Raw genomic sequence first — 13469 nt, 5'->3', positions numbered from 1 at the left:
AACCCACTGAAAATGATTTTCTTTTTGATTTTTCTAGCCGTATTTCTTTTCATGGAATGTGTCACTTGGCTCACCCATAAATACATTATGCACGGGCTCATGTGGTACTTTCACGCCGACCACCACCAGCCCAAATACGCCAATATTTTTGAGCGCAACGACATCTTTTTTGTGATTTTTGCAGTACCAAGCATCGTGCTTTTTTACTTCGGTGTAGACGGTGGTTTGAACTACAAATTCTTCATTGGTCTTGGCATAACCGCTTATGGATTTTGCTATTTTATGATTCATGACGTCCTCATTCACCAGCGATTCAAATGGTTCAAAAACACCAATAACAAATATCTAATAGGACTCCGCAAAGCCCATAAAGTACACCATAAACACCTTGGTAAGGAAGATGGTGAATGTTTTGGGATGCTATTTGTACCTTTCAAATACTATAAAATATAAGAGTACTTTGGGCGTGACCCTACGTAAAAACTACGGGTCGGGCTATCCGTTCCCGCTTTTTTTATTTTTTCAATTGCCCCGCCTTTAAAGGCGGGACAATTGAAAAAATAAAAAAGAGCTCCACTACTATCCCTCACGCAAACCAACGAAAAAATAAAAACACCACATGAAAGTATATAAAAAAGAAACTATACAACTTGTAAACGCCTCTCTTGACGAATGTTGGGATTTTTTTTCCAGTCCCAAAAATCTTCAAAAAATCACTCCCGAAACCATGGGTTTTCAAATCACCGATTATGATGGCAAGAGCATGTACGCTGGACAAATCATTCAATACAAAGTGTCGCCACTTTTGGGACTCAAATTGTCGTGGATGACAATAATAACCGATGTCAAAGAAAATAGTTATTTCATAGATGAACAACGTTTTGGTCCATACGCACTATGGCATCACAAACACTTTTTTGAAGCCACCCCCAATGGCACCAAGATGACTGATGTTGTTCATTACGCCTTACCACTTGGATTTTTAGGACGTATATTGAATACGCTTGTTGTCAAAAACAAACTCAACGAAATTTTTGATTACCGCACAAAAACGGTCGACAAACTCTTTAATTCCAAGTAAAATGCAACAAGAAGTAACGCTTTTTTGGTTTCGGCGTGATTTACGTCTAGAGGACAATGTGGGATTGTATCATGCCTTACAGTCTAAATTCCCAGTAATACCCGTGTTTATTTTTGATGATGCCATTCTGGATAGTTTGCCTAAAAACGACGCAAGAGTGGGTTTCATACACGATTCGTTAGCCAAAATCAACGCTCAATTACAAGAAAATGGCAGTTCCCTTTTAATCAAAAAAGGAAAAACACAGGCTGTTTGGCACGCCTTAATCCAAGAATTTCACATCAAGGAAGTATATTGCAATAAAGACTACGAGCCGTATGCTATAGCCAGAGATTTGGCCATTGGTACTACATTAGAAGCTAACAATACCCCTTTTTTTTCGCACAAAGACCAAGTCATTTTTGAAGAAAAAGAAATCACCAAAGCCGATGGTTTGCCCTATACCGTGTACACACCCTACAAAAATAAGTGGTTAGAAAAATACAAAATCAATGGTGGTGTTACGGAATTTGATGCCACATCTTGGTATGGTAATTTTTATAAAAGCAATTTTGATTTTCTCACTTTAGAACAAATTGGTTTTGAAGAGAGTTCTATCAAAGTCAAACCACATAATTTATCCAAAATCGCTAATTATCACGAAACTCGTGATTTTCCAGCTATTGATAGTACGTCCTATCTCTCCCCACACTTACGTTTTGGGACTGTTAGTATTCGGAAATTAGTGAATTGGGCAGTTCGTAAAAACGATGTTTTTTTGAGTGAGTTGATATGGAGGGAATTTTTTATGCAAATCCTCTTTAATTTTCCCAAAGTAATGACGCAAAATTTCAAATCGGCTTACGATGGTATTCAGTGGTTGAACAACGAGGCCGATTTCAAGCGGTGGTGTACGGGCACTACAGGCTATCCCATGGTGGATGCGGGTATGCGTCAACTAAACCAAACGGGTTATATGCACAACCGAGTGCGTATGGTGGTAGCAAGTTTTTTGTGCAAACATTTACTGATAGAATGGCAGTGGGGCGAGGCTTATTTTGCCGAAAAATTATTAGATTACGAGCTATCTGCTAATGTGGGCAATTGGCAATGGGCGGCGGGAACGGGTTGCGATGCAGCACCCTATTTTAGGGTTTTTAATCCTGAAATTCAGCTCAAAAAGTTTGACGAAAAAGGAATATACATCCACAAATGGATTCCTGAATTTAATTTAGGCTATGGCAAACCCATGGTAGACCACGCTATGGCGAGAGACCGTGCGATTGCCACATACAAAGCAGGGATTTTGAAAAACGAATTTTGATAGTAAGTAACAATCATCGTATGATCACGTGTTTTAAAAATTAGACAAAATGGAGTAATAGATTGACTTTGAACTAGTATTGACAATAGTACTTCTTTTGACTTTACGACATTAAAACTTTCGACTTACTTACTTCGCAGGGCATTCGCTTTTAAATAAATTAGCCACAGATTTAACGGATAAAACGGATTTTACACCGATTTAATTCATTTTTTGACATCATTTTTGAACCATTTAACAAAAAAATCCGTAACATCCTTGTGCTAGTTTTGCGCAGTCTTAAATGTTTGGGGTTAATTGTATAAACAACAACCTTATATGACCTCAAATGCCTTATATGGTCAAAAAAATAAATATGTATTCCACTATTTTAGGGGGAAGAACCATAAAGGCTCTTTGCGATAATTAGTAGAAAATCAATTTCCGATAGCTCCCGCATCTGCCAAATCTGCGGGATGCATTCTAAATTACTTCCCGCTGATTTAGCTGATTTTTTAATATTTCATTACAAATTAATCAACAATCATAATTTAATGTCGTGTTTTAAAAATTAGACAAAATGGAATAATAGATTGATTTTGAACTAGTATTGACAATAGTACTTCTTTTGACTTTACGACATCAAAACTTTCAACATACTTAAATGGTACAAACAACAATCTTATATGTCCTTAAATGCCTTATATGTTCAAAAAAATAAATTATGAATTCCACTGTTTTAGGGAAGAACCATAAATTTCAAAAAAAAAATAGTTATAATTTGTGAAATTGCTTCGTCTATTCGATATCGCTCGGGTTGTGGCTAACTTTTCTTCTTTTTTATAAGCGAATACCCAGCGAAAAAGACTTTTAAACTCGTATTAAGTCTTGTTTTTTCCTAAAATTGGTGTTGTTTTTTTAGACCAAATTGATTATTGAATCAGTTTACGCAACATTCCATCGAATATAAAACCGTGAAAAGGCAACACGGCATACCAGTATAATTTTCCCCAAATTCCTTTCGGTTTAAAAGTCGCCGCTTGGTACAAGGTATTGTGAATTATTTTGAATTCCAACCAAGCTTCGCCAGGTAATTTCATTTCGGCATACAATATTAATTTGCCTTCTTCCTTATTAGCATACAAAACCCTCCAAAAATCTAACGCATCGCCAGAATGAATCTCATGCTTGTTCGTTCTACCTCTTCTGGAGCCTACACCGCCATATAATTTATCGATAAAACCACGTAAATTCCAGAGCCAATCCCCATAATACCACCCTGTTTCGCCACCAATGGACCAGATTCTGTCTATGGTAAATGCTCTGTCTATAATTTCCATTTTTCGGCGATCGATGTAGCAATCTTTTTTGGGAACTTTCAAATAATCGGCTACGTTTCCTTTGAATTGCCCGCTTACCATAGAATCTTTCCAGCTCGAAACAATGTCATCATTATCAATTTTTACTAAAGCTCTGGACAAGGCTTGCTCGTAGGACATGGGTTGTACGCCAAGTAATTGATTGATTCGGGTATCGCTACAAACCACTTCAACTTTCATGCTACTCACCAAGGCTGCAGCCAGTTTATAGGATGTTGAGGTTACAAAATACAACCAATACGAAGAGAGTTTAGGCGTCATTACGGGAACGGTATAAATCCACCTTTTTACATGGGTGGCTTTGGCAAAACCCAAAAGCATTTCTTTGTAAGTCAATATATCCGAACCGCCGATGTCAAAACTTTGATTGTAGGTGGTTGTATTCCATAACGATTTGGTCAAAAACTCCAATACATCTGGAATCCCTATGGGTTGACATTTGGTATTGAGCCATTTTGGGGTAACCATAACAGGAAGTTTGTGCACTAAATCCCGAATGATTTCAAAGGATGCACTTCCTGATCCTACAATAATCCCGGCTCGTAAGGTGGTTGTGGCAAAAAGACCCGTGTTCAAAATATCCTCAACCGCTTTTCTGGAGGACAAATGTTTAGAAAGGGATTTGTCGTTTACAATCCCGCTTAAGTAAATCACTTGTTGGACATTCGTGCTGTTGAGGCAAGAAACAAAATTGCGCGCCGAAATACTCTCTAACGCATCGTAATTAGTGGCGTTTCCTGACATGGAGTGCATTAAATAATAGGCGGCATCAATGTTTTTTGGTATAGAAAATAGCGAGTCTTCGTTCAAGAAATCGACTGCTATGACGGATACTTTATGTTCAAATTCTTTGGGACAATAAAACCGGCCTTTATCACGAGCACAACAAATAACCTCGTGACCTTGCGCTACCAAAAGAGGCAAAAGTCTTTTTCCTATATAACCTGTGGCACCTGTTAAGAGAATTTTCATGGCTTTTTGTGTTTTTATGAGTCTTAAAAATAGTGTAAAACTAGATACTTTCGTGCATTTTGCTTTTAGCTTCTAAAAAAAATTAACCACAAATTGCACCAATTTTTACCAATTAATTTGTAGTTGAAATTGAACTTTTCAACCTTGTAGACTTTCCGTTTGTAGATTTGTTTTATTTTAAAAAAAAAGGCACAAAGAATACGAATTTTTATCTACATCAAATTCTTCTTTGTGCCTTTTGGCAATTTTTAATCCGCTGTTTTGTTGCGGTTAACTCAATTTATTCACCACCAAACTGATGAATTCTTTTCGGGTTTTGTCTTTTTCAAACGCTCCTGTAAACGAGGAGGTGGTGGTTACCGAGTTTTGTTTTTGAATCCCACGCATTTGCATGCACATGTGTTGCGCCTCGATTACGACTGCAACGCCAAGTGGGTTTAGAGCTTCTTGAATGCAATCCTTAATTTGATCTGTTAAGCGTTCTTGTACTTGCATGCGTCGGGCAAAGGCATCGACAACTCTTGGTATTTTGCTCAAGCCTACAATTTTTCCGTTGGGGATATAGGCCACATGGGCTTTGCCAAAAAAGGGTAACATGTGGTGCTCGCACATGGAGTAGACCTCGATATCCTTTACAACAATCATTTGTTGATGATCCTCTGTAAATAATGCTGATTTTAATAATTCTAGCGGGTCTAATCCGTAGCCGTGGGTTAGGTATTGCATTGCTTTTGCTACTCTTTCGGGTGTTTTTTCGAGTCCTTCTCTATTGACATCCTCGCCTAAAGTTTCTATTATGACTTTGTAGTTCTGGGCAAGTGCGGCAGTTATTTCGGTGTCGTATTGTTCGATTTTTTCGTAACTTTTACTTTCTTTGATCATGCTTTTTTTTGTTTCGGTTTTATTTTTTATGCTATTGTTTTTGTGTTTGTTGCGCGTGAGGGATGGCAGTGGAGCTCTCCCGATTTTTCATCGGGAAGCGGGAACGTACAGCCCGACCCGTAGTTTTTACGGAGGGTCACGCCCAAATTAAAGTACTGTTATTGATGACTATTTTTGGTTAAATTTTGAAACTTACAATTCCGTAATCCATTTCAAAGGTTTGTCCCGAGATGGATTTGGCTTTATCCGAAATCAAAAAGTCAGCCATTGCGGCTACTTCGTCAGGTTTCAAATAGCCTTTCATGGGGTGGCGTTCGACCATATTTTCCTTCATGCGGTCGTTGCGTAATATGCCTGCCGAAAGGGATGTTTCGGTAATTGTTGGGGCAATGGCATTGATGCGCACGGCGGATGCTAACTCGGCTCCGAGTGATTTGACCAAGCCTTCTACGCCTGCTTTTGCGGTGGCAATGCTGGCATGAAAGGGCATTCCTAGTTTTGCCGCAACGGTGCTGAACAGGATTATGGATGGGTTATTTCCTTTTTTTAATGCGGGCAAATATTTCTGGATTGCTTTTACGGCACCGATGACATTGATTTCAAAATCGGTTCTAAAATCAGCGATACTCAAACTCCCAATGGGTTTTAGATTTATCGAACCGGGACAATAAATGAGGACATCGATGGCTTCGATTTCGGGCAAAGCATCCTCCAAAACATTGATTGGAAAATGTATTAAATTGGGATGCGAAATAGCTGGAGCTGTCCTGCTCAAATTGTAAACGGTATTGTTTTCTAATTGCTGCAACAAAATGGCGCTTCCTATTCCTTTGCTACCGCCTATGATTACTATGTTTTTCATTTTTTTATTAAAATTATCGTTTTGAAATCTTATTATTGTTGATTTGTCTTTGCATGGAACATTTAAACCGTCCTTCTCGAAAATCTCTTAATTTTTCGTGTTTTGTTTTCCTGCCTTGTACCCGTTCACGCCACATTTTAAAACTTGAAAGTTTCATTTCGGTGCGCATAAGGTCAATTACTTCTTGCTCTTTCAAACCAAATTGCTGTAGAATAGCATCAAAAGTGGTTCGGTCTTCCCAAGCCATTTCTATAATGCGGTCTTTGTCTACATCAGAAAGTTCTCTTTTTATATTCATGCTTTCTTGTATTTATTGAATTTAAAATTGGTATTTTCATTGCTATTCAAAATTGAAATTGCCATTGAAATTGATTTTTGCCATTGCCATTGAAATTGATTTTTGCTATTGCCATTGAAATTGCCATTGAAATTGATTTTTGCCATTGTTTTACTCACTATCTCCAATATCGGCCATTGTATGGAGTTTCAAAATCCGAAAACTTTCCTCTTTTACCAAGGGATCTTTCTTCATTTTCCACAAAAAATCACTGGCAAATTTCCGAGTCCGTTCCATGTTTACAATGGGTTTGGGATAATTGACACCTACTTCAAAATCATTGAACTTTTGATCTAGAAAAGTCATTTTAGAGGGGTTATGGATAAATTGTGTGGGTAAATCACGCAATTCAGGCACCCATTTTTTTATGAATTCGCCTTCAGGATCGTGTTCAATACTGTTTTTTATGGGATTGTAAATACGCAACATATTGATTCCCGTTTCGCCCGCTTGCATTTGCAGTTGTGGAAAATGAATTCCGGGTTCAAAATCCAGAAACATTTGCGATAAATGTTGGGTTGCTTCTTGCCAAGGTTGCCACAAATTGTGTGTAAAAAACGATACCAACATGGCGCGCATTCTAAAGTTGAGGTAGCCTGTTTCGTTCAAACAGCGCATGCACGCATCTACAAGTGGATAGCCCGTTTGCCCAGTTTGCCATGCTGTAATATAGTTTTCGTTGATTTTCTTTTTGAGCGAATGAAATCCTTTATTCACGCTTTCGAACTCCATGATTTCCTCCATTTCAAATTTTTGTATAAAATGGGCTTGCCAAGTCAATCGGGACACGAATGAATCGATTTGTTTTTTATCGGTGCAAATGAGTCTGAAATTGGCTGCTTTTTGCAACACTTGTCTCGACGAAAGGTTTCCCCAAGCGATATATGGCGACAACCTGCTGCAACTTTTGCGGGCTAATAAAGGCTTGGAAATGTTGTAACTGTACCCGTGATAGCGTTCCTTGAAAAAACTTTCTAGATATTTTCCCGCCATAGTACTGCCTCCTTTTTGAAAAATCAAATCAGGAATAGTGGCTAAAGCAACGACATCAAGCTCTTTTTCAAGTTCATGAATCGCTTCTAGTGATAGAAAAGTTTCTGGTTTTGGATTGAAATCAAATTGGGGTGCATTCATGTAATTCTCCCATTTGGTAACCCAATTGCTGCGGTTTCGCAGGGCTCTAAAAATGCCATTATTGGTATTTTCTATCCAAGAAATCAAATTGTTTTTACAAAAACGTTTGAACGATTTGTCCCGTTCGTAGGTGATTTTTAATCCGGTTTCTTGATGCGAAAACACCGTTTCTATTTTATACCGTTCCTGAATGGTGTTCAAAACCGAAATCACTTCGCCAGAAACACTCACGATTTTAGTGTTAAAAGGAGCTAATTGTAAGTTCAAATCCACTATGGATTGCTTGATAAAATTCCAATGCCTTGGGCTGTAATGCGGATCATGCTCTAATGAATTTTCAAAAACATACAGCAAAACAGTGGGTTTATTTGACTTTATGGCATTAAAAATCGCCTCGTTATCCTGCAAACGAAGGTCTCTTTTGAACCAAACTACATTGATATGTTCTCGATTAGGATTCATTGCCTGTTTAAAATAAGTGTTGTTGCAACCATAAATTTTGAAATTTCGATTGGCTATCGTAATTTTTTGCTTGTAGTGGAATATTAAATTTTCGGTCTCGGGGATCATTTCCCACACCCGAAACATACATCCAATTCCCGTAATTACTGTGTACATCATAATCGACTAACATCGATTCGAAATACGCTGCACCAACACGCCAATCCAGCAAAAGATTTTTGGCAAAATAAGAAGCCACATTTTGACGACCTCTATTGCTCATCCAGCCTGTTTGTTGCAATTCAATCATATTAGCATTCACAAAGGGTTCAACGGTTGTGCCATTAATCCAACTTTCTATCTTGGATTTAGAGGTTTTCCATTCATAATCTTTGTCTAAAATACCTCCGATTTTAAAAATTGAATTGCCGTTTTTCATCGAAATATATTTAAAATAATCCCTCCAAATCAGCTCGAAAATCAACCAATAAGTAGATTCATTTTGAACAACATCCGATTCGTATTTTTTAATTTCCCAATAAATTTGTCTCGCCGAGATACTCCCATTAGCCAACCAAGGCGAAAATTTAGAACTAAAATCGGCACCAATTAAACCATTCCGAGTCAGCTTGTAAACGCTCAATTTTTCTGAATCCCACAGGTAAAACTGCATTCGGTTTAGCGCTTGGTTTTCGCCTCCACAAAAAGGGAAAGCCGTTCTTGAATCATCACTAAAATCTGTAAATCCCAAATCAATGAGTGTTGGAATTGTAGTGGTATTGGGTATTAAGTTATCCAAATCCATCGCAGTTGTTTGCGCAATTGGTCGAATGGCTACTGCTTTTTCGCAAGCCGTTCTAAACTGGGTAAACACATTTGGAATCGCAGCTATTGCCATGGGGATATCATCAGGATGGAAAAGAAATTGATCATAAAAAGTAGTAATGCGAACCGAATTAGAGACTTTTTGCAGGCAATTATCTTCGACTTTTACCTCTTCAGGAGTCCATTCTTTTTGGAAATAAAGTTGGTCTATTTCATATTGATTAACCAAGTCTGGAATACAATTTTCGGGCTTCTCCATGGTAACTACCAGCGCAATATGGATTTTTTCTAAATTAGTTTTTAACTCCTTAATTGTTTCGATTAAGAATTGCGCACGAAATTTTTCGGTCTTTTTAAAGCCAAAAGTATCGTACTCAAAATGCCTTGGATCAAAGCAATAAACGGCTAAAACAAAGCTGTTTTCTTTTACGGCTTGCGCCAAAATTGCGTTGTCATGAACCCTCAAATCGTTTCTAAACCAGACTAACCCTTTTTGTTTCTTTTGCATTTTTCGCTACAATATTTGACTTCTTCCCAGACTTTTTCCCATTTTTTGCGCCAGCTAAAAGGGCGATGGCATACCAAACAGACCTTCGTTGGTAGGTTTTCTTTTTTCAATTTTATTGGTATTTTTGGTATTGATTGACCACAATTGTAGCCTTCAAATCAAACATTAAATTGTACAAACCAAAGAAAGTTCGGTTCATGTAAATAAAATGTTTGGAACCTCGATTGCCATTCATTTTTCTTAAATTCGTGTCTTTAGAAAATCGCTCACCCAATTGTGCAATACTTTCAAAAAACGACGCATCCGAAAAATCAAAAGTTGCTTCCTGAAATGGCTTGGTAAACAAGGACAACAAATCGTAAAACATCGTGGTGAAATAAGCAATCTCTTCCGGGGAATCATCCGTGCGCAAAATCTCTAGTTCAAAAAGCTTGGCGTTAAATAATGCGGTATTATCGATTACTTTTTTGTCAATTAATTCAAAATAGGGACTGTAAAAGTCATTTGGTATTTGCTTCATGCAACCAAAGTCCAAGGCAACCAATTGGTTTTTTTCGTTCACCAAAAAATTCCCAGGATGAGGATCGGCATGTACTTTCTTTAAAATATGAATTTGGTACATATAAAAGTCCCAAAGTGCTTGTCCAATGCTATTGGCTACTTCTTGATTGTTGTTTTTGGCGGTAAATTCCGAAAGATGAATCCCCGTCATCCAGTCCATCGTAATGATTTTCTCGGAAGAGAATTCCGGATAATATTCTGGGAAAACCAAATTTGCTATGGCACTACAAGCGGCAACAACTTCCTGACTTTGTTTGAGTTCCAATAAATAATTGGTTTCCTCAATCAATTTATCCTCGACTTCCTTGAAATATTTATCGGAATCTTTTCCTTGCAGATTAAACATTCTAATAGCAATGGGTTTCACCAAAGCCAAGTCCGACGAAATGCTATTAGCAACGCCTGGATATTGAATTTTTACAGCAAGTTTTTTACCATTTTTTACGGCTAAATGCACTTGCCCAATGCTTGCGGCATTTACAGAATTGGCATTAAATTCGTCAAAAATTTCGTAAGGTGTTTTACCAAAATTTGTTTTGAATGTTTTTAAAACCAAAGGTCCCGAAAGCGGTGGCACTGAAAATTGCGACAACGAAAACTTCTCTACGTAGGCTTGTGGCAAGAAACTTTTGTCCATGCTCAACATTTGAGCCACTTTGAGTGCGCTACCTTTTAGGCTCTTGAGTCCGTCATAAATATCCTCGGCATTATCTTCATTGAGTTTGTCGCGAGTCAAATCCTGATTGACCAATTTTTCGCCATAATACTTCAAATAATTTACGCCTACTTTGGCACCTGTTTGCATGAGTTTTGTGGCTCTTTCAATTTTTGAAGTCGGAATATAATCGATTGTTTTCATTTATTTTTTTTGTATTTTTTCTTTGAAAATGAATTTTCCAAAGTCAATCAAGCTATCAATAGGAACGATATTCATCAATTCAAACGACGCTTTTACGGATTTTTCGATATAAATATCTGTTTTTTCAAAAGCGGCAGAGGAATCGTCCATCCAAAATTTAATGGTAAGCAAGAACTGAAACCAAAACGATTCGGTTGTGGCTTTTTCTTGAAATTCTTGCAATCGTTCTTGCTGTGTTCGATAGTCATCGGTAATGATTTCAGAGATGTAGGATTTGAACTTTTTTCGCATATCGCCCAAAATCATGATATTCTTCAGTTGGTTTTGATGTTGTTTCAAGGTCATTACCACATAACTTCTGTTGGCGGTAATCAATTCGAAAAACGTAAAATAAAAACTCAACAACTTACTTTTCATATCGTAGGTTTGATAGTCGGGATTTTTGTCAAGCATTTCGATTGTTTTATCCATAAAAATAATAAAAATCTCTTTTTCGATGCTTTCTAAAGTGCCAAAAAAGCTGTAAAATTCGGCTTCAGTAAAATCATTTATCTTTGTAAAATGAAATACTGATTTTGGTTTTTCATTGTGTTCCAATGTGTAATTCATATACATGGATACTATTCTGTCTTTTGATAGTGCCTGTTTTTTGGTTGCCATTTTAAATACATTTAAATTAGAGTATAAAGGTACGTAATGTTTAACTAATTATTAATATAGTTAAACAAAATATTTTTTATATTTGAATAATAATAATTGATACTTAAAAAAAATCGCATGAAAAAGAATGTATTAATAACGGGTGGTTCGGGATTTATTGGAAAGTATTTGACAGCTATGTTGCTGGAAAAGGGGTATTCGGTTTCGATTCTTTCTCGAGAAAAGAAAGAAAACACGACAACGGTCTCCTATTATACATGGGATGTTACCAATCAAAAAATAGAAGAAGCTGCGGTGCTTCAAGCGGATTATATTATTCATTTGGCTGGAGAAAATATCGCAGATCAGCGGTGGACTCTTAAACGCAAAGCAACTATTCGGGCTAGTCGTGAGGAATCGATTGCTTTGTTGTATTCGGTTTTAAAAAAGAACGGTAAAAAACTCGATGGATTTGTTTCGGCTTCGGGAATTGGGATTTATGGTGCTTATAACGGCGAGGGAATATGCACCGAGGAAACTGCTGCTGCGTCTGATTTTTTGGGAGTTACTTGCCAGCAATGGGAGGCAGCAGTTGCTCCAATTGCTAATTTAGGCATTCGTACTGTAAAAATTAGAACAGGATTGGTTTTGGGTAAAAACGAAGGTTTTCTAAAAAAAATGCTACCCGTTTTTAAATATGGATTGGGTGCCGCATTGGGTTCTGGTCAGCAGTACATGCCGTGGATTCACATACACGATTTGTGCGCCATGTATATTGCTGCAATAGAAAATCCAGCCATGCAAGGGGCGTATAACGCTGTAGTAGCGGATAATACTACCAATACTATTTTTTCCAAAAAGCTAGCGCATGTGTTGGGATTTGCGCTTTGGTTGCCCAATGTTCCCGCCTTTATTTTGCACTTGATGTTGGGCGAAATGGCCGTAATTGTCCTGACAGGGCGAAGAGTTTCGTCTGATAAAATTAGAAATCTAGGGTTTCATTTTGAATTCAAAGATCTTGAGGAAGCTTTGGAAGATTGTTTATCTAAATAGCTTTAATTTAGAACAAAATGTAGCTGTGTGGCTACCGTTTTGGAGATTTTGGCAATAATGACATTTGGTATAACGATGCCGTAATCATCCGTGTTCAGGTCGAATTGCGAATCCAATACAATCCCCATTTTAGTTTTTTGTAGTACGGCTATAATGCTGATGTTTTTTGTTCTGCCGTGAATTTTTAGTTTTCCTTTAATTTGGTAGCTGGTAGGTGTTTCGGGCACATTTTTTAAATCAAATTTTTCAATGATTCCCGTAAAATGTGCTTGCGGATACCGGTCACTCTCGATGTAATACCTGTTGAAATGATCTTGCATCAATTCTTTTTTGAAGACAAACGCACGCATATTCGCCTTACAGATAAGTTCACTGTTTTCAAGAGTTATGGTGCATGTTACGGCAGTGTTTATGGCTTTGACTTCTTCAAATACAGGTACGGATGCTTCAAAAGTAATACTGCCATTGGTGGTGGTAATTTTTTTTTGAGCAACAGTTTGTAGTGCTAAAAATAGGAGCGGGAATAGGAGTAGTTTTTTCATAGCTGGTATGAATTGAGTACTTAAAGTTAGCTTTTTTTTAAGAATTATTCTTGTTTTTTTTTAGGAAAATACAGGGTATTCGCTTTTAAAAATTTTTCACCACAAATTCCAC

Annotated in this window: 15 protein-coding genes; 4 read left to right on the top strand and 11 right to left on the bottom strand. The window is 37.3% G+C overall.

Translation table 11 applies throughout. From position 1 onward, the window contains the following. Positions 1 to 12: 12 nt before the first annotated feature. From FNW21_RS10070 to FNW21_RS10060, 3 genes are all read left to right on the top strand, one after another. The gene (locus FNW21_RS10070) at positions 13 to 453 is read left to right on the top strand and encodes a sterol desaturase family protein (RefSeq protein ID WP_144256613.1); all 441 of its coding nucleotides are present in this window, start codon (positions 13 to 15) and stop codon (positions 451 to 453) included. Between the two features lie 166 nt (positions 454 to 619). Further along, complete coding sequence (locus tag FNW21_RS10065) at positions 620 to 1081, top strand: SRPBCC family protein (RefSeq protein WP_144256612.1); 462 nt, start codon at positions 620 to 622, stop codon at positions 1079 to 1081. A gap of 1 nt (position 1082) precedes the next feature. Further along, a complete protein-coding gene (locus tag FNW21_RS10060) occupies positions 1083 to 2384 on the top strand; it encodes a cryptochrome/photolyase family protein (RefSeq protein ID WP_144256611.1) in 1302 nt (433 codons plus the stop codon). A gap of 911 nt (positions 2385 to 3295) precedes the next feature. Here the strand turns inward: FNW21_RS10060 and FNW21_RS10055 are convergent. The 10 genes from FNW21_RS10055 to FNW21_RS10015 form a co-directional block, all read right to left on the bottom strand. Next, positions 3296 to 4714: an SDR family oxidoreductase gene (locus FNW21_RS10055; protein WP_144256610.1), complete on the bottom strand. Its 1419-nt coding sequence runs from the start codon at positions 4712 to 4714 to the stop codon at positions 3296 to 3298. Positions 4715 to 4984: 270 nt separating this feature from the next. Further along, positions 4985 to 5596, bottom strand: a complete 612-nt coding sequence (gene folE, locus FNW21_RS10050) for a GTP cyclohydrolase I FolE (RefSeq protein ID WP_144256609.1) — start codon at positions 5594 to 5596, stop codon at positions 4985 to 4987. Between the two features lie 178 nt (positions 5597 to 5774). Beyond that, complete coding sequence (locus tag FNW21_RS10045) at positions 5775 to 6458, bottom strand: SDR family NAD(P)-dependent oxidoreductase (RefSeq protein ID WP_144256608.1); 684 nt, start codon at positions 6456 to 6458, stop codon at positions 5775 to 5777. A 13-nt stretch (positions 6459 to 6471) separates the two neighbouring features. Further along, entirely contained in the window at positions 6472 to 6756 is a 285-nt protein-coding gene (locus FNW21_RS10040; protein WP_144256607.1) for a TIGR03643 family protein, read from the bottom strand. Next, the gene (locus FNW21_RS16340) at positions 6753 to 6902 is read right to left on the bottom strand and encodes a hypothetical protein (protein WP_185963917.1); all 150 of its coding nucleotides are present in this window, start codon (positions 6900 to 6902) and stop codon (positions 6753 to 6755) included. Before FNW21_RS16340 ends, FNW21_RS10040 begins: the two co-directional genes overlap by 4 nt. Before the next feature lie 4 nt (positions 6903 to 6906). Then, entirely contained in the window at positions 6907 to 8391 is a 1485-nt protein-coding gene (locus FNW21_RS10035; protein WP_144256606.1) for a cryptochrome/deoxyribodipyrimidine photo-lyase family protein, read from the bottom strand. 7 nt (positions 8392 to 8398) lie between these two features. Continuing rightward, entirely contained in the window at positions 8399 to 9703 is a 1305-nt protein-coding gene (locus FNW21_RS10030) for a DASH family cryptochrome (protein WP_144256605.1), read from the bottom strand. Further along, positions 9679 to 9813, bottom strand: a complete 135-nt coding sequence (locus tag FNW21_RS10025; protein ID WP_144256604.1) for a DUF2256 domain-containing protein — start codon at positions 9811 to 9813, stop codon at positions 9679 to 9681. Before FNW21_RS10025 ends, FNW21_RS10030 begins: the two co-directional genes overlap by 25 nt. Positions 9814 to 9815: 2 nt before the next feature. Further along, entirely contained in the window at positions 9816 to 11123 is a 1308-nt protein-coding gene (locus FNW21_RS10020; protein WP_144256603.1) for an ABC1 kinase family protein, read from the bottom strand. Beyond that, complete coding sequence (locus FNW21_RS10015) at positions 11124 to 11783, bottom strand: TetR family transcriptional regulator C-terminal domain-containing protein (protein ID WP_144256602.1); 660 nt, start codon at positions 11781 to 11783, stop codon at positions 11124 to 11126. Positions 11784 to 11900: 117 nt separating this feature from the next. Between FNW21_RS10015 and FNW21_RS10010 the strand changes: the two genes are divergently transcribed. Next, the gene (locus FNW21_RS10010) at positions 11901 to 12815 is read left to right on the top strand and encodes a TIGR01777 family oxidoreductase (RefSeq protein WP_144256601.1); all 915 of its coding nucleotides are present in this window, start codon (positions 11901 to 11903) and stop codon (positions 12813 to 12815) included. Between the two features lie 2 nt (positions 12816 to 12817). Here the strand turns inward: FNW21_RS10010 and FNW21_RS10005 are convergent, their stop codons facing one another. Further along, positions 12818 to 13357 (bottom strand): YceI family protein, encoded by a 540-nt coding sequence (locus FNW21_RS10005; protein WP_144256600.1) that lies wholly within the window; start codon positions 13355 to 13357, stop codon positions 12818 to 12820. Positions 13358 to 13469: the final 112 nt, after the last annotated feature.

This window comes from Flavobacterium restrictum, from assembly GCF_007097245.1.
GTDB lineage: Bacteria > Bacteroidota > Bacteroidia > Flavobacteriales > Flavobacteriaceae > Flavobacterium > Flavobacterium restrictum.
This window is presented reverse-complemented; position numbering and strand designations above follow the sequence as displayed.